The organism is Thermus altitudinis (genome assembly GCF_022760835.1).
GTDB classification, from domain to species: Bacteria; Deinococcota; Deinococci; order Deinococcales; family Thermaceae; genus Thermus; species Thermus altitudinis.
The window spans coordinates 75,987-90,802 of sequence record NZ_JAKTNQ010000005.1; the positions used below are offsets into that span (position 1 = coordinate 75,987).

At 65.4% G+C, this 14,816-nt stretch carries 19 protein-coding genes; 6 read left to right on the plus strand and 13 right to left on the minus strand.

Translation table 11 applies throughout. The features are described 5' to 3' along the window. Positions 1–22: 22 nt before the first annotated feature. From L0D16_RS03230 to L0D16_RS03265, 8 genes are all read right to left on the minus strand, one after another. Positions 23–619, minus strand: a complete 597-nt coding sequence (locus L0D16_RS03230; RefSeq protein WP_243030034.1) for a MazG family protein — start codon at positions 617–619, stop codon at positions 23–25. Then, entirely contained in the window at positions 594–1,037 is a 444-nt protein-coding gene (locus L0D16_RS03235; protein ID WP_243030017.1) for a hypothetical protein, read from the minus strand. The genes L0D16_RS03230 and L0D16_RS03235 overlap by 26 nt, the downstream gene beginning before the upstream one ends. Next, positions 1,037–1,375: a YbjQ family protein gene (locus L0D16_RS03240; protein ID WP_243030018.1), complete on the minus strand. Its 339-nt coding sequence runs from the start codon at positions 1,373–1,375 to the stop codon at positions 1,037–1,039. The genes L0D16_RS03235 and L0D16_RS03240 overlap by 1 nt, the downstream gene beginning before the upstream one ends. Before the next feature lie 10 nt (positions 1,376–1,385). Then, positions 1,386–2,135 (minus strand): hypothetical protein, encoded by a 750-nt coding sequence (locus L0D16_RS03245; RefSeq protein ID WP_243030019.1) that lies wholly within the window; start codon positions 2,133–2,135, stop codon positions 1,386–1,388. Next, positions 2,132–2,635 carry a nitrous oxide reductase accessory protein NosL gene (locus L0D16_RS03250; protein ID WP_243030020.1) on the minus strand — a complete coding sequence of 168 codons (504 nt, stop codon included), beginning with the start codon at positions 2,633–2,635 and terminating at the stop codon, positions 2,132–2,134. Before L0D16_RS03250 ends, L0D16_RS03245 begins: the two co-directional genes overlap by 4 nt. Positions 2,636–2,875: 240 nt before the next feature. Then, positions 2,876–3,568, minus strand: a complete 693-nt coding sequence (locus L0D16_RS03255) for a nitrous oxide reductase accessory protein NosL (RefSeq protein ID WP_243030021.1) — start codon at positions 3,566–3,568, stop codon at positions 2,876–2,878. Next, entirely contained in the window at positions 3,552–4,229 is a 678-nt protein-coding gene (locus L0D16_RS03260) for an ABC transporter ATP-binding protein (protein WP_243030022.1), read from the minus strand. Before L0D16_RS03260 ends, L0D16_RS03255 begins: the two co-directional genes overlap by 17 nt. Next, positions 4,208–5,401, minus strand: coding sequence for a NosD domain-containing protein (locus L0D16_RS03265; protein ID WP_243030023.1), 1,194 nt, complete (start codon positions 5,399–5,401; stop codon positions 4,208–4,210). The genes L0D16_RS03260 and L0D16_RS03265 overlap by 22 nt, the downstream gene beginning before the upstream one ends. 87 nt (positions 5,402–5,488) lie before the next feature. On the opposite strand from L0D16_RS03265, the gene L0D16_RS03270 reads away from it, so the two are divergent. The 3 genes from L0D16_RS03270 to L0D16_RS03280 are packed head-to-tail and all read left to right on the plus strand — an operon-like array spanning position 5,489 to position 6,876. Continuing rightward, a complete protein-coding gene (locus tag L0D16_RS03270) occupies positions 5,489–5,941 on the plus strand; it encodes a copper chaperone PCu(A)C (protein WP_423247855.1) in 453 nt (150 codons plus the stop codon). After that, the gene (locus L0D16_RS03275) at positions 5,938–6,528 is read left to right on the plus strand and encodes an SCO family protein (protein WP_243030024.1); all 591 of its coding nucleotides are present in this window, start codon (positions 5,938–5,940) and stop codon (positions 6,526–6,528) included. Before L0D16_RS03270 ends, L0D16_RS03275 begins: the two co-directional genes overlap by 4 nt. Before the next feature lie 9 nt (positions 6,529–6,537). Further along, entirely contained in the window at positions 6,538–6,876 is a 339-nt protein-coding gene (locus tag L0D16_RS03280; protein ID WP_243030025.1) for a dolichyl-phosphate-mannose-protein mannosyltransferase, read from the plus strand. Positions 6,877–6,890: 14 nt separating this feature from the next. On the opposite strand, the gene L0D16_RS03285 is transcribed toward L0D16_RS03280, so the two are convergent. Then, positions 6,891–7,688, minus strand: a complete 798-nt coding sequence (locus L0D16_RS03285) for a ZIP family metal transporter (RefSeq protein WP_243030026.1) — start codon at positions 7,686–7,688, stop codon at positions 6,891–6,893. A gap of 65 nt (positions 7,689–7,753) precedes the next feature. Between L0D16_RS03285 and prfA the strand changes: the two genes are divergently transcribed. Beyond that, positions 7,754–8,818, plus strand: a complete 1,065-nt coding sequence (gene prfA, locus L0D16_RS03290) for a peptide chain release factor 1 (RefSeq protein ID WP_243030027.1) — start codon at positions 7,754–7,756, stop codon at positions 8,816–8,818. Further along, positions 8,818–9,285, plus strand: a complete 468-nt coding sequence (locus L0D16_RS03295; protein WP_243030028.1) for an NUDIX hydrolase — start codon at positions 8,818–8,820, stop codon at positions 9,283–9,285. The genes prfA and L0D16_RS03295 overlap by 1 nt, the downstream gene beginning before the upstream one ends. Here the strand turns inward: L0D16_RS03295 and L0D16_RS03300 are convergent. Both L0D16_RS03300 and L0D16_RS03305 read right to left on the minus strand, forming a co-directional pair. Continuing rightward, positions 9,282–9,971, minus strand: coding sequence for a hypothetical protein (locus L0D16_RS03300; RefSeq protein ID WP_243030029.1), 690 nt, complete (start codon positions 9,969–9,971; stop codon positions 9,282–9,284). The genes L0D16_RS03295 and L0D16_RS03300 overlap by 4 nt on opposite strands. Positions 9,972–10,017: 46 nt before the next feature. After that, a complete protein-coding gene (locus tag L0D16_RS03305; protein ID WP_243030030.1) occupies positions 10,018–12,945 on the minus strand; it encodes a glucodextranase DOMON-like domain-containing protein in 2,928 nt (975 codons plus the stop codon). Positions 12,946–13,036: 91 nt separating this feature from the next. On the opposite strand from L0D16_RS03305, the gene L0D16_RS03310 reads away from it, so the two are divergent. Then, positions 13,037–14,086 (plus strand): NADH:flavin oxidoreductase/NADH oxidase, encoded by a 1,050-nt coding sequence (locus tag L0D16_RS03310; protein WP_243030031.1) that lies wholly within the window; start codon positions 13,037–13,039, stop codon positions 14,084–14,086. A gap of 151 nt (positions 14,087–14,237) precedes the next feature. Here L0D16_RS03310 and L0D16_RS03315 read toward each other — a convergent pair whose 3' ends face one another. Then, positions 14,238–14,369, minus strand: a complete 132-nt coding sequence (locus L0D16_RS03315) for a HEPN domain-containing protein (protein WP_243030032.1) — start codon at positions 14,367–14,369, stop codon at positions 14,238–14,240. Between the two features lie 91 nt (positions 14,370–14,460). Continuing rightward, on the minus strand, positions 14,461–14,589 hold the full coding sequence (locus L0D16_RS12370; protein ID WP_279231138.1) for a hypothetical protein: 129 nt from the start codon (positions 14,587–14,589) through the stop codon (positions 14,461–14,463). Positions 14,590–14,816: the final 227 nt, after the last annotated feature.

Sequence of the window (14,816 nt, forward strand, 5' to 3'; positions counted from 1 at the left end):
AAACGAAAGCCCGGAGGAAGGGCTAGCCCTCCCGGCAGGCTTTGTGGGAGCGCCGCCTTAAGGCGGTCTCGGGGTCCAGGCCCCGTTTGGCGAAAAGCCCCACCAGGTTCCAAAGCGCCTCCTCGAGGTCCCCCCTCTCCAGGGCCATCCTTAGGCCCTCCTCGCTTCCCGGATCCACGCCCTTTCGCTGCAGCTCGTAGGCCCGAAGCAGGGTGGGAAGGTGCTTGGGTAGGCCACAGGGCTCCTCCTTCTTCCCCTCCTCGGCCTTTAGCTCCTCCCAGCGGGCCTTCACCTCCTCTGGGGTCTTGGCCCTGGCCTCCCCGAAGACGTGGGGATGGCGGCGGATGAGCTTTTCCACGATGCTCCTTTCCACGTCCTCATAGGTAAACCGCCCCTCCTCCTCGCCGATCACGCTGTGAAAGGCCACCTGCAGGAGCACATCCCCAAGCTCCTCCGCCATCTCCTCGGGGTCCCCATCCAAGAGGGCATCCGCCGCCTCGCTGGCCTCCTCCAACAGGTAGGGGACGAGGCTTTCGTGGGTCTGGGCCCGGTCCCAGGGGCAACCCCCGGGCCCCCGAAGGCGGCGCATCACCTCAAGAAGCCGTTCCATGCCCCCTATTCTCCCTCAGGAGAACCCCCCCCGCCAGGGAAAGCCCCACCAAAAGGAGGGAAAGGGGGTCCAGGGAAGCCGGCTCCAGCACCCACCCCGTGGGGCCCGGGGTGGGCAGGCCCAGGGTGCGGCTGAGGAGGAAAAGGGCCAAAAGAAGCCCCACTAGAAACCGGCCCAGGCGAAGCCAGGCTGGGCCTACGGGCACCTCCAGTAGGGGCAGGAGGAGGAGGGAAAGGCCATACCCCAGCTGCAGGGCCAAAAGGCCCATGAAAAGGGCCCCGTACCAAAACCCCGGGGTCTTTAAGGCCAAGGCGGGGTTTTGTACCAGGAAAAGCTCCCCGCAAAGCCCCCCGCCCAAGGGGGTGTTGCCAAAGCCCAGGAGTTGGAGGAAGAAGGGCAGGAGGAGAAGGAGGGCGGCCAGGCGCATTACCGGGGCTCCCTTACGGGCTCCAAACGCACCGCGGTACCGTAGGCCAGGATTTCCGCCGCCCCTTGGAGCACGCTGGCCGTGGCGTACCGCACCCCCAAGACGGCATGGGCCCCCAGGCGCCTGGCCTCTTCCCGCATCCTGCGCTCGGCTTCCTGGCGGGCCTCCTTCAGCATCTCCGTGTACTCGGGGATCTCCCCGCCCACCAGAGTACGCAGGCCCGCCAAAAGGTCCTTGCCCAGGTGTTTGGTCCGCACCGTACTCCCCTTGACCACACCCAGTACCTGCACCACCCGGTGGCCGGGCACCTGGTCCAGGGTAGTGAGCAGGATCTCCATGGCCTCCATGCTACCGGTCCCGGCGGGCGAAGACCAGGGCACCCAGCAGGGCCAGAAGGACCCCCAAGAGGACCAGGTAGAAAAGCCCTAGCCAAGGCCCCACCGCCCCTAGGCGCTCCGCCACCAGGTACCCTATGGGCCCCGTGAGCACCGGGGCCTTAAGCCCAGCCAGGAGCCCCACCCGGTGGATCTCCTGGGGGTTCAGCAGGAGGGCCAGGGTGAGGAGGCCTTCCAGGGGATACTCCCTAAGGCGCACCGCCAGGGCCACCACCATGGGCCCATAGAGCACGTTGAGGAGGCCAAAAAGCCCAAAACCCAGCCCCAAGGCCCGCCTCTCCTCCAAGGTCAAGGCGGCCAAGAAGGCGGCAAGCCCGGCCCAGAAGGCCAAAACCCCCACCCCCGAAAGGAGAAGCCACAAGGTGGCCTTCCCAGAGAGGCCCAACACCCCCGCCCCCAGAAGGAGGCCGGGAAGAAGGGGCAGAAGAAGCCCCAGGAAAACCCCCACCACCCCCTCCCCAAAGCCCCGGAAGGCCCCCACGGGAAGCCCTAAGAGGAAGGCCCACTCCTCCCTCGAGGCCAAAAGGGGCAGAGCCAGGGCCAGGACCAAGGGGGGCAGGAGGAGGAGAAGCCCCGAGTAAAGCCCCACCAGCCCCACCCCTTCCCCCCGGCCCAAGAAGCCCAGGGCCAGGAGGGGAGGGAGGAGAACAAGGCCTAGGGTCCAGGGGTTACGGGTTACCTCCTTAAAGAAAAGGGGGCTCATGGGGCCTTGGAAGGGGTGAACACATCCGCAGGCACCCAAGGACGCCTTTCCCCCTCCTTCAGGGCCTGGGCCCAGGTCAGAACCCGCCCCCCCGCCCGCTCGGGCCGTTCCTTGAGGTGTTGTTCCAAGGCCTCCCGGCGGCTGAAGACCAAAAGGCCTGAGCCCATGGGGGTGCGGATCTTGGGGTTGTGGTAGAGGAGGGCCTTTTCCGCTTCCACCCATTTGGGAGCAGTTCGGGTGCTGAGGACAAAATCCGCCAGGTACACCTCCTTGGCGGTGAGGCTTGGCCCTCCCCAGCCGTTTAGCTGGTCCAGAAGGCAGGCGGGGTCGTCGTAGAAAAAGGCCTTCCCCTGGGGGTTCACCGCCTGGGCCGCATGGCGGGCGTCCAGGATGGTCATGAAGCAGTAGGGGCAGGCGTCCACCCCCACCCTTAAGGTCCGGGGGGCCGCCAAGGCCTGGAAGAAAAGGGGAAGGGCTAGGAGAAAGGTTCTGCGGTTCACAGGTCCTCCTGCAGACAAGGATAAGGGAGTCCCGGCCGGAACGAGACCCCCTTACCCGTGGGTGCGGCCTAGTGGCCTTGCCCGCGGTCTTTTGGCAGGGTGTACTCCCTCGGGTCCAGCACCGCCTGCTTGCCGGGGTAGAACTGGCTAAGGGTTTCGTCCACCTCCCTGCTCCCGTGAGCCAAAGCCCCAAAACAACCCGGGCAAAAGCCAAACCCACCGCCCCCTCGCCGCACCTCCTTAATGGCTATGCCCCCCTTCCTTCCCGTCCAGTAGCCCGGCGTGCCGAGCCAAAAGGGCTACCAGGTTCATCTCCGGTAAGGGCGCCAAGTCCCAAAGGGTTTGGAAGCTATAGAAGCGCTGGCGGCCGTGCTGGTCTTTGTTCCTATCGGCAAACTCCTGGGCCGCCTTGGCGCTGGCGAAGGCCAGAAGCTTGGCGTTCATGACCACCATCATCCTCTCCCCCCAGTAGAAGGTGGCCTGGCGGGCGGGGATGAGGCGCACGGTTTCCTGGGGCCTGGCGGGGTCGTAGGCTCCCCGGTCGGTCACGTAAAAGGTGGCCCCCTCCCCGTCCTTAAGCCCATGCACCCAGGCGTAGTTCACCATGCAGGCGATGCTCTCAAAGTGCAACGCCTCCACCACCTGCTTGGGATCGTGGGGGGCAGGCCGGGGCTTCTCAAAGGCAATCTGGCTGTAGGTCTGCTCAAAGAAGCCCTTGGGGAAGGTGCGGCCCCGCCACTGCCCTTCCGGGGTCTTGATGGGCATCTCACAGAAGGCGCACAGGGCCTCATCCCAGGGAATGGGCCGGGCGGGAACCCGCATCCCCCCAGCAGGGGCCGGGCTTTCCCCACCATGCCCCATGTGCTGGGCCAGAACCGGCCCTGCCACCACCAGTCCGCCCAAAGCCTTGAGCACCTCACGCCGGTTCCTCATAGAGCACCTCCATTAGCCAGGGGAGGCGTTCTCCCCTTGGGCCCAAAACCTGGTCCGGGGGGCCTTCTTGCAAAACCTCCCCCCCTTTCATGAGGAGGAGGCGGTCCGCCTTCATGGCCTCCTCCACGTGGTGCAGGGCGACGAGCACCGCCCCTTGCCCCTTCTCGCCCACCCAGGTCCAAAACCGCTCCCGGCCCTTGGGGTCTAGGGCCGCGGTGGGCTCGTCCAGAAGCCAGATGGGGGGATTACCCATAAGGCTTGCCGCCAGGGCCAGGCGCTGGCGCTGTCCTCCAGAGAGCTCCCCCACCCGCTTCCCCAAGAACGCCTCCAGGCCCATGCGCTCCAGGGCCTCCTCCAGGGCTTCCCGGCCCAGGCCCTTCACCCGCCTGGCCCCTTCCAGGACCTCGAGGACCCGCAGATGGGGGAAAAGCCTGGGGTTTTGGGGCAGGTAGGCCCTAAGGGGCAAGGCCCCCGGGGCCCTGGGGGGGTGGCCCAGGAGGCTGGCCCGACCCCCATCGGGCCAAAGCCTTCCCGCCAGGAGGGCCAAGAGGGTGCTCTTGCCCGCCCCGTTGGGGCCGAGAAGCCCCACCACGCCCCCCGGTACCCTAAGGCCCACCCCCCTGAGCCTCCCCGCCTTGATCAGCCCCTCCGCCACCACCATAGGACGCCTCCCAAAAGGCCCAAGAAGGCCCAAAGACCCCCGAACCTGGCCTCCCAAGCCACGGGGGCCGCCTGGGGATCGGCCAAGGCCACCAGCCTAAGCCCCGGCACCTGGGCCTCCGCGGCCTCCCAGAGGATGATCCCCGGGGAAAGGGCCAGGAGGGAAAGCTCGGGCTGCCGGGCAAGGAGAAGGGCAAAGCTCCCCGTGGGCAGGTGGGGGACCGGAAGGCCAGAGGCCCGGTCGTACCGGTTCCCCACCACCCGAGCCTTGGCCAAGGGATCGTCCACCAGGAGATCGTAGAGGTTGCCCCAAAAGGCGTTCCCCTCCACCTGGGCCGAGTTTCCCCCCTTCTCCCGGGTGATGCGCAAGGCGGTGCCGTTCTCCTGGAAGCGATTGCCCGCCACCCTCACCCGGGTGGCGTCCATTAGCACCAGGCCCAGGGTGTTTTCCGCAAAGAGGTTGCCCCGGACCTCGGTCCCCTGCTCGTCCTGGACCAAAAGCCCATAGCCCACGGGGCTTTTGTGGCCATAAAGCCGGTTTTCCCCTATCCGGTTCTCTGCCCCGTGCATCACCGCGTTGCCAATGCCGTTATTCCGGGACTCGTTGCCGGCCACCACCACCTGCCAGGAGAACATCACGTGGAAGCCGTAGCGCCCGTTGTCCTCGAGGCGATTCCCCACAATGCGCATCCCGGGGCTATACTCCACGTAAATGGCGTCCATATACCCCCTAAGCCAACCCCCCTCCACCCTGGCCCCAGGGCTCCCGTAGACCAAGACCCCTGGGGATTGGCCCAGGCCCTGGGCCTTCAGGCCCAGGATGGCCGCCCCCGGGGAGTCCTCCACCCGCACCGCGGTGGGAGCGCCTTCCACGGCCACATCCTCTAGGAGACAGCCCTCGCACCCCCTTAGGTAAAGGGCGGCATGGGGTTCAAAAAAATCCTCCTCAGGCCCTGCCCCCACCACCTTCAGCCCCCGCACCCGGATCCCCGGGGCCAGGAGGCTTAGGGTATGCCCCCCCTTCCCCCGTAGCACCGCCCCTTTTCCCTCCACCACCAGGTTGGGGGTGGTAAGGACCAAAGGCCCCTCCACCTCCCCCTGCAGGCGGAGTACCGGGGCCGCCCAGGCCGAGAGGAGGGCAAGGGCTAGGAGGGGGGGAAGAAACGCCCGCATTCTCCCCCAGGGTAAGAGGGGGGTATGGGACATTTGTACTTCACTTGCCGGGTTCCTTTCCCCGCCACCGCCTGGTACCCTAAGGGCGTGAAACCCCTCCTTTGGCCACGGAGTCTTGCCAGCGGTTTAACCCTCGTCGGCCTGCTCCTGGGCGGGGCCGCCTGGGCCCAGGCCCTGGCCACCCCCGGCTGGGTGCGCCTGGTACCCCCGGTGGTCAAGGACACCGCCGCCTACCTGACCCTGGAAAACCGCGGAAGCGCGCCCTTGCGCCTGGTGGGGGCGGAAACGGAGGTGGCCCAGCGGGTTTCCATCCACATGGATCACCGGGAGCACCGAGGGGGGCAGGTGGTCTTGGGCATGCGTCCGCTTCCTCACCTGGATATCCCCCCAAAGGGCAAGGTGGAGTTCCGCCCGGGGAAGTACCACCTCATGTTGGAAGGGCTTAGGCGCCCCCTGAAAGCCGGGGAAAAGGTGACCCTGGTCCTGAAGTTCCAAGACGGCAGCAGGCTTAAGGTGATCCTACCCGTGGAGATGCGATGAAGGCGAAACCCCTCGTGCCCATCCTGCTGGTTCTGGGCCTGGTGGCGGTGGCCTACCTCCTCCTGCCCAAGGGTTCCCATAGCTTCTACGGCACCCGGCTCTTAAACCCCAAGCCCGTGGACTTTGTCCTCGAGGGGCCCCAAGGCCCGGTGCGGCTTTCCGATTTCCAGGACAAGCTGGTCCTCATCTTTTTCGGCTACGTCCACTGCCCCGACGTCTGCCCCACCACCCTACTGGCCCTGAAGCGGGCCTACGAGGGCCTATCCCCCAAGGAGCAAGAAAGGGTGCAGGTGGTCTTCATCAGCGTGGACCCCGAGCGGGACACCCCGGGGGTCTCTGACCAGTACGCCAAAGCCTTTAACCCCAGCTTCCTAGGCCTCACGGGAAGCCCCGAGACCATCCAGGAGGTGGCCCGCACCTTCGGGGTCTATTACCAGAAAACCCAGTACCGGGGCCCCGGGGAGTACCTGGTGGACCACACGGCCACCACCTTTGTGGTAAAGGAGGGCCAGCTGGTCCTCCTCTTTAGCCCGGACAAGGTGGAGGAAACGGAGAAGGTGCTGGGGGACCTCCAAGCCCTGTTGTAAACTATCCCCATGGATTTTCTCAAGGATTTGTTGCAAAAGGTTTCCGAGAAGGCCCGTTCCGCTACCGGCGAGGTGGAGAAGCGCTTAATGGAGCTTCGGGAAAAGCTGGATCAGGACAAGGACGGCAAGCCCGACCTGGTGGAAAAAGCCCTTCAGGAAGCCCAGAAGGCCCTGGAGGAAGCCAAGGCCCGCCTGGCCGAGCTAGACCAGGATAAGGACGGCATCCCCGATAAGCTGAAGGAGCTTTCGGAGAAAGCCGCCCAGGCCGCCGAAGCCGCCAAGGCCAAGGCGGAGGAAGCCGCCCGCCTCCTTAAGGAACGCCTGGGCAAGGGGGACTCCCCCTCCTAACCCCCAGGAAGGGTTCAGCCTAGGGCCACGTCCAAGGCCATCATGAGGGCGAAGCCCATCATCACCCCAAAGGTGGAGATGTCCCCGTTGCCCTCCGCCTGGCTTTCCGGAATGACCTCCTCCACGATCACGAAAACCATGGCTCCTGCCGCCAGGGCCATGAGGTAGGGCAATAGGTAAAGCATCTGCGTGACCAAAAGGGCTCCCAACAAGGCCCCAAGGGGCTCCACGACGGCGGACAGCTGGCCGTAAAACCAAGCCTTTGCCGCCGGGATACCTGCCCGCCTTAGGGGCCAGGCCACCGCCAACCCCTCCGGCAGGTTCTGCAGGCCGATGCCCACCGCCAAGGCCATAGCCCCACCCAAGGTGGCGGCTCCCGTAGGGTCCAACCCCGCAGCCCCAAAGGCCACCCCCACCGCCAGGCCCTCGGGGAAGTTGTGGAGGGTGATGGCCAGGATCAGGAGGGTGGTGCGCCGCCACAGGGTGCGAATCCCCTCCTCCTGCGCCGCTGGCCCCAGGTGCACATGGGGAAGGAAGCGGTCCAGGAGGCGCAACAAAGCCCCACCCAGCAGGAAGCCCACCACCGCAGGCACCCAAGGAACCAGGCCCTGAGCCTCGGCCATCTCCATACCTGGAAGGAGGAGGGAAAAGACGCTGGCCGCCAGCATCACCCCGGCGGCGAAACCCAGCATGCCGTCCAGAAGCTTGCGGCTGGGCTCCTGCGTCAGGAACACGCTGGCGGCCCCTACCGCGGTGAGCCCCCAGGTGAAGAGCCCTCCCCAGAGGGCATAGAGGAAAACCGGGGTTTCCATGGGCCTTATTTTAGGCATACCTAAACCCGCAGGCAACCCCGCCTTGGAGTATCCTGAGGTAAGGTATGCTGGAGAAGCTTGCGCGCCTAGAAGAGGAATACCGGGAGCTGGAAGCGCTCCTTGCCGACCCTGAGGTCCTCAGGGACCAGAAGCGCTACCAGGCCCTCTCCCGGCGGTATGCGGAGATGGGGGAGGTGATCGCCCTCATCCGGGAGTACCGGAAGGTGCTGGAGGACTTGGAGGGGGTGGAGGGCCTCCTCGAGGACCCCGAGCTCAAGGAGGTGGCCAAGGCGGAGAAGGAAGCCCTCCTGGTTCGCAAGGCGGAACTGGAAAAGGAGCTGGAGCGGCATCTCTTGCCCAAAGACCCCCTGGACGAGCGGGACGCCATCCTGGAGATCCGGGCCGGCACCGGCGGCGAGGAGGCCGCCCTTTTCGCCCGGGACCTTTTGGAGATGTACCTGCGCTTCGCCCAGGAGATGGGGTTTGAAACCGAGATCCTGGATTCCCACCCCACCGACCTGGGTGGCTTCTCCAAGGTCATCGTGGAAATCCGCGGCCCTGGGGCCTACGGCACTTTCAAGTACGAAAGCGGGGTCCACCGGGTGCAACGGGTCCCCGCCACGGAAACCCAGGGGCGGATCCACACCTCCACGGCCACGGTGGCGGTGTTGCCCAAGGCGGAGGAGTCCGACTTCCAGCTCAACATGGACGAAATCCGCATTGACGTGATGCGGGCCTCGGGGCCCGGGGGCCAGGGGGTCAACACCACGGATAGCGCCGTGCGGGTGGTGCACCTGCCCACGGGGATCACGGTCACCTGCCAGGACTCCCGCAGCCAGATCAAGAACCGGGAGAAGGCCCTCATGATCCTAAGGAGCCGCCTTTTGGAGATCAAACGGGCGGAAGAGGCGGAACGGCTCCGTCAGACCCGCCTGGCCCAGATCGGTACCGGGGAGCGCTCGGAGAAGATCCGCACCTACAACTTCCCCCAGTCCCGGGTCACGGACCACCGCATCGGCTTCACCACCCACGACCTCGAGGGCGTCCTCTCGGGAAACCTCCAGCCTCTTCTGGAAGCCCTCAAACGGGCCGACCAGGAAAGGCAGCTGGAGGCCTTGACGGAAGCGTGATGCGCCGCGAGATCCTGGTGGTGGCGGCCATCCTCTTGGACCGCCAAGGCCGGGTCCTCCTGGTGGGCAACGACTGGGGCCGGCGGGGCCTGGTGCGCTACACCCTCCCCGGGGGCACGGTGGAGCCTGGGGAAACGGTATTGGAAGCCCTGGTGCGGGAGGTGCAGGAGGAAACGGGCCTCAGGGTGAAGACCATTGAGCACCTGGCCTACGCCATCCAGGTGGAGGACCGCCGCAAGAACGAACGCACCCTGGCCATGGCCTTTCGGGCCAGCTACGAGGGGCTCCTGAACCCCAGGGATCCCGACGGCCACATCGTGGAAGCCCGGTTCTTCACCCCCGAGGAGGTGACGGCCAAGCTTTCCGGCCACCGCCCCCTCCTGGAGCCCCTTTTGGACTACCTCGGAGGGGAACGGGGCCGGTTTTACGCCTACACCGGCTGGGGCCAGCCCGGGGTGAGGGTCTAAGGCCCCAGTTTGCGCCTAAGGTAAGCGGTTAGCTCCTCTATGGCCTTCCTCAGGGCCCGTTGTTCTTCCACAAGGGCCTCGAGGGGGTCCTTGGGCCCCTCGGGCGCGGAGAGGGTCTTGAAAAGCAGGGTGGGGTTGCCGCACCTGGGGCAGGTAAGGCCCGCGGGGCGGACCGAGGGAGCGTAGAAAATCCGGGACCGGCAGCGAGGGCAAAGGAGGTATTTGGCCCCCACGGCCTCCCCCTTGCGCACCGCCTCCTCCAGCTCCAGGGCTTCCTCCCGGGGGAAGCCCAGGAAAAAATCCTCTCCCGCCTGCACCAGGCCCACCTCCTCCCGGGTGGGCTTTAGCTCCCCTTGTCTCCCTTGGGGCGTTTCCCAGGTAAACCCATTCCAGCGGAAATGGCGAAGGTGCTTTTTCCCCTGAAGGTCCTCAATCTCCACGATGAGCTGGAGGGTAGGGTCCTTGGGGTAGTAGTAAAACCGCACCGCCTGCACCCCGGAAAGGCTCTTGGTGCGGGGCAGGGTGTAGGTCAAAGGCCCCTCCCCTTTGGCCGGGTAGCCCACCAGGCGCTCCAGGTCATAGAGGGTGAGACCGGGGCGCTCCATGTCCCCGAAGAGAAGGCTTTCCACATAGCGAAAAGCCGTGGCAAGATCGGGGCCTTGTCCCTGGCCAGGGCTGGGGTCCATGGGTTCAGTCTACCCTGGAGGACCCTCGTGGGGGTAGACCCCACCCCTAAGGCCAGGTGACGCAATAAGGCTTAAGGACCGCCAAGCGCCCACCCCCATATTGGGAAAGCCAGGCCTCCTGTACCCCCCTTTCCGGCCAGAGGTAGTCCACCACCAAGGGGGCATCCTCATCCCGGGCCCCACCCAGGTTCCAGGGCCCAGCCTCCCGGCCCACGGGACGGAAATGATCCGGCCCGTAGCCATCCTGGCTTCCCACCAGGACATAGAAGCAAACCTGCTGGCCGGGCTTGGGGTTAAAGTGCCTTTTTTCCAGCTGCACGATCACCTGCTTGTCGGCGGGGTTACTGCTCACCAGGATGCCCTCGGCGGTATCGGTGCCGTCCGGAAAGCCCACCCGTTGGCCGTACTGGGGCCAACCCGCGGCCTTCAGGAAAAGGTCCCAAGGGTGCTCCGGATGGAAGGCCACCTTAGCCCCTTTGGCGAACGTGTCGGTCCGGCCTCCCTCCTTAAAGTCCAGGTAGATGTTGAGGAGCTGGTGGCTGAAGCCCGCCGGGGCCCCCCAGGGGTTGGTCATCTCCGCAAAGGTGAAGACGAAGGTGTAGAGATGGTCGCTATCCAGAATGCGCATCTCCAGGAGATCAAAAAGGCCCTTAAAAGGTGCGAAGGCGGCCTCCTTGGGATAGGTGTAGGTGCCGGGGCCGTGCTCGTCGCCCTCGGGGTCTGGGATGCGCAACACTTCCTTGCCCTCGAGGCGCCTGGGCAGGCTTAAGGCCAAAGGTGCCCCGTTGGGGGCGAAGTCCAAAACACGCCCGCCCTTCTCCAGTACCAAGGCCAACCGTACCGTGTCCCCGGCCTCCACCTTGAGGGTGGTATAGGGAAGGCGAAGCTCCAAAACCTCCCCCACCCAAGCCCGCCTTCCCGAAAGGTCCGCTGGGGAGCTGGCCAGAACCCAGCTGCCCTCCCGGTAGGCGTAGCGCACCAACACCCCTTGCCCCTCCTTAACCTGGTCTAGGTCCAAGGTGATCCGCTGTTGCAGGGGAAATCCCAGGGAAACCTGCAGGCCCTCGGGAAAGGCGGCACCCCCTTCCCCTCCAGGCTGGGTGGCGTAGACATGCAGGCGGAACCCTTGGCCCACCAGGTCCCGGGCCTTGACCCCATCCCGCAGGTCCACCCGCAGGTACACGTTGGCCTCATCAAAACCCAAGTAAACCCCCTGGATGAGGTCGTCGGGGGTCTGCATGGCGGCCCCCTCGGGATCCGGCAGGTAGGCCGCCCCCTCCCACTCCCCAGGCGTCACCTGGCCGTCCAAGGTGGGCTTCACCCGGCCCGGCGTTCCTTGGGGAGAAACCGGGGGTCGCACGGCGATGAAGAGCTCCTCCGGGGCCTGCCTTCCCAAAGTCTGGTACACCGCCCTGAGAAGGCTCCGGAAGGCCTCGTCAAAGGGGGCGTGGTTGGGAAAGGCGGTGTCCTGGCCGTACCACCAGAACCAGTCCGAGGCCTGGGCCGCATAGAGGAGGGCCATGGCCCTCTCCACCACCTTAGGGTCCCCTCCGGCCTCCCGGTAGGCCATCACCGCCTGCCGGGCCCGGCTTAGGCGGTCCCAGGCCTCGTTTTCCTCCGGTTCCCCCGCCCACATGGCAAAATCCCCTGCCCAACCCCCGGTGCCCAGCCGGGCCAAGGGCAAGGAGGGCTCTTGGGCCACCTCCGAAAAGAGGACGGTCTTCAGGGTGCCCTTAGCCTGCTCTTCCACAAGGCGCCGGTAGAGCAGGCGGCGGAAGTCGTTGCCGTTATTGGGGTAGTTTTCCCAGGCGTTTTCCCCATCTAGGGCAAGGGTGAGCACCGCGTTGGGGTTATCCCCAATCACCTGGCGGCGGATCTCCAGAAGGGCGGCGATAAGGTCCTCCACCGCCCGTTCGGCAGGCATCTGGCTGTAGCTGAAACCAATGCGGTCGGAAAGGTCCCGGTGACGGAAGAAAAGGACCACCCGCTGGCCCTGCTTCTCCACGTGGTAGGTCCGGGTCAGGGTGAGGGGGGTCACGGGTACCCCGCTTTTGCCCAGGATGGCCTCATCGGTCACCAGGAAGCCGATGCCCTCCTCCGCATAGAGCTCCGCCGCCTTTTGGCTTACCGCACCCTCGGGTGGCCACATCCCGCTAGGCCTCTGGCCAAAAAGGGCTTGGAAATAGGCCTTCCCCGCCCGCACCTGCCAGGCGGCATCCTCAGGCCAAGCGATGGGCTCCTTGGGCAGGGCCAAAGCAGGGTTGGATTCCCGGATGGCCTCCTTGTCCAGGAGGATGGGCAGGATGGGGTGGTAGTAGGGGGTGGTGATGAGATCCACCTGGCCCCGTTGCCAAAGCTCCTTGTGCAGGGGCAGGATGGTGGCCATGATCTCCAGGTGCTTTTCCAGCACGTAGTTCACATCCTCCTGGGTGAAGCCCCGGTCCTGCTGGTAAAGAGCCTGGAGCCTGGGGTCTTGGCCTATGTAGTCCACGTTGATCCAGTACAGGTTCCAAAGGAGGCGCAGGTCCTGAAGGTCCTGCTCCGCAAAAGGCTCCCCCCTCGCCCTCTTGGCCTGGAGCTCCCGGTAGCGGGGGCTTTTCTCTATGAAGCGGGGGTTGATGTCAAAGAAACGCTGGACGATAAAGGCCTTTTCCTCAGGGGTAAGGGCGGCAACCGGTTTCTCGGAAAGCCGCCAGTAGGCGTCCTTGGCCTTGCCGGAAAGGTAGTCCTCTATCTGCTTGAGAAGGGTGGAGGTAAGGTCAAAGGTCACCTTGATCCCAGGAAACTCCTTAAGCACTTGGGCCATCCAAGGGTAGCTGTTCACCCCGTGGACCCGCACCCAAGGTTCCTCGTACTGCCCCGTCAAGGGGTTCTCATAGGGTGGCTGGTGCTGGTGCCAAAGGATGGCCACCCGCAAGGGCTGGGCTAAGGCCAAGGGCCATAGGAGAGCCAGACTCCAAAGGATCCGCTTCATTCCCTCACCCCCCTCGAGAACCTCGTGGAAGAGGTTCCAGCGGTTCGGCGCCCGGATTTTACCCTAGGCCCACCCGGTCCATAATGGACTCATGTCCCTCCTCTTCACCCCCTTGGACCTAAGAAGCGTCAGGCTGAAAAACCGCCTAGCCATGTCCCCCATGTGCCAGTACTCCGCCACCCTGGAAGGCATGGTCACGGACTGGCACCTCCTCCACTACCCCACCCGGGCCCTGGGAGGCGTGGGCCTCATCCTGGTGGAGGCCACCGCCGTGGAGCCCATAGGCCGCATCAGCCCCCATGACCTGGGCATCTGGTCGGAGGAGCACCTTCCGGGCCTTCAGGAGCTTGCCCGAAGGATCCGGGACGCGGGAGCGGTGCCCGGCATCCAGCTGGCCCACGCCGGGCGTAAGGCCGGGACCAGCAGGCCTTGGGAAGGGGGGAAGCCCTTGGGCTGGCGGGTGGTGGGGCCAAGCCCCCTCCCCTACGACGAGGGGTATCCCGTACCCGAACCCCTGGACGAGGCGGGAATGGAACGGATTCTCATGGCCTTCGTGGAAGGGGCCAAGCGGGCCCTAAGGGCGGGTTTCCAGGTGATTGAGCTCCACATGGCCCATGGCTACCTACTCTCCTCCTTCCTCTCCCCTCTTTCCAACCAGCGCACGGATGCCTATGGGGGCAGCCTGGAAAACCGCATGCGCTTTCCCCTCAGGGTGGCCCAGGCGGTACGGGAGGTGGTGCCCAAGGAGCTTCCCCTTTTGGTGCGGGTCTCCGCCACCGACTGGGGGGAAGGGGGGTGGGGCCTTCAGGACACCCTGGCCTTCGCCCAAAGGCTTAAGGGGATAGGGGTGGACCTCTTGGACTGCTCCTCGGGCGGGGTGGTGCCCAAGGTGCGGATCCCCCTGGCCCCGGGCTTCCAGGTACCCTTCGCCGATGCCGTGCGCAAAGAGGTGGGCCTCAAGACGGGGGCCGTGGGCCTCATCACCACCCCTGAGCAAGCGGAAACCCTCCTGCAGGCGGGAAGCGCCGACTTGGTCCTTTTAGGCCGGGTTCTCCTCAGAGACCCCTACTTCCCCCTAAGGGCCGCCAAGGCCCTAGGGGTGGCCCCGGAGGTCCCACCCCAGTATCAAAGGGGGTTTTAGGGAAGGGAAAGGGTGGGATGGCGAAAGGGCCAGCGCGCCTCCTGGCTTGGGGTTTCGGCAAGGCGAGGGCTCCCACTTCCTCCCGACTAGGCCATCCCGGTACGGGAGAAGCCCAGGACCTCACCGGCATACGGCAGCTTTGCAAGGAACCCTACGCAGAGGGCCCCTCAGGGAAGGCGTCGGGGTAGCGGGTGGGGATATAGAGCCCATCCAGGTAGCGGCCCTTCTCCACCAGGTCTTGGGGCACCCCCAGGGGAAGCGCCTTGCCAAGCCGGGTTACCACGTGCTCTAGGCCTACGGAGGCGAAGGGCTTTCACCGCCTTCTCTGCGGCCCGTTGGGCAGGCAAGCAAGCCCATTCGTGCCCACCCGCCTTTCAGGCCACCCGGGCCATCTCCAGGTCCTTCTCCTCCGGGGAAAGCCAGTCCCCTGCCCGGTTCACCTTAAGGAAAAGGGGGGTGTGGGGGGCTATAATCCCCCGGTTTCCAAACAACCGGGGATACATGGACCCCCCACGTGCCCCGCAGAGGTCCATGGCATAGTGCGCGGCAGATGTGTGGTACGATTTTCTTGGGGACAGCGTTCCCCGTGGACCTTGAAACTTGGAGTAAGGGGTTCCATCGGGTAGTCCGATGGGTAAAACTCCAAACGAACACCCGTGGCAGAGCCAGAAGCATTGCGCTCGCCTGCCGATACGGAGTCAAGGTTTTTCTGGGCTCGGACGGAGCCTTC

Coding starts and splice junctions, on each gene's coding strand:
- L0D16_RS03245 (WP_243030019.1), bottom strand. CDS start 2,135: ATGAGCCCCCTTTTCTTTAAGGAGGTAACCCGTAACCCCTGGACCCTA.
- L0D16_RS03275 (WP_243030024.1), top strand. CDS start 5,938: ATGAAGGCGAAACCCCTCGTGCCCATCCTGCTGGTTCTGGGCCTGGTG.
- L0D16_RS03265 (WP_243030023.1), bottom strand. CDS start 5,401: ATGCGGGCGTTTCTTCCCCCCCTCCTAGCCCTTGCCCTCCTCTCGGCC.
- L0D16_RS03305 (WP_243030030.1), bottom strand. CDS start 12,945: ATGAAGCGGATCCTTTGGAGTCTGGCTCTCCTATGGCCCTTGGCCTTA.
- L0D16_RS03285 (WP_243030026.1), bottom strand. CDS start 7,688: ATGGAAACCCCGGTTTTCCTCTATGCCCTCTGGGGAGGGCTCTTCACC.
- L0D16_RS03310 (WP_243030031.1), top strand. CDS start 13,037: ATGTCCCTCCTCTTCACCCCCTTGGACCTAAGAAGCGTCAGGCTGAAA.
- prfA (WP_243030027.1), top strand. CDS start 7,754: ATGCTGGAGAAGCTTGCGCGCCTAGAAGAGGAATACCGGGAGCTGGAA.
- L0D16_RS03295 (WP_243030028.1), top strand. CDS start 8,818: ATGCGCCGCGAGATCCTGGTGGTGGCGGCCATCCTCTTGGACCGCCAA.
- L0D16_RS03300 (WP_243030029.1), bottom strand. CDS start 9,971: ATGGACCCCAGCCCTGGCCAGGGACAAGGCCCCGATCTTGCCACGGCT.
- L0D16_RS03240 (WP_243030018.1), bottom strand. CDS start 1,375: ATGGAGATCCTGCTCACTACCCTGGACCAGGTGCCCGGCCACCGGGTG.
- L0D16_RS03235 (WP_243030017.1), bottom strand. CDS start 1,037: ATGCGCCTGGCCGCCCTCCTTCTCCTCCTGCCCTTCTTCCTCCAACTC.
- L0D16_RS03260 (WP_243030022.1), bottom strand. CDS start 4,229: ATGGTGGTGGCGGAGGGGCTGATCAAGGCGGGGAGGCTCAGGGGGGTG.
- L0D16_RS03280 (WP_243030025.1), top strand. CDS start 6,538: ATGGATTTTCTCAAGGATTTGTTGCAAAAGGTTTCCGAGAAGGCCCGT.
- L0D16_RS03255 (WP_243030021.1), bottom strand. CDS start 3,568: ATGAGGAACCGGCGTGAGGTGCTCAAGGCTTTGGGCGGACTGGTGGTG.
- L0D16_RS12370 (WP_279231138.1), bottom strand. CDS start 14,589: ATGTATCCCCGGTTGTTTGGAAACCGGGGGATTATAGCCCCCCACACC.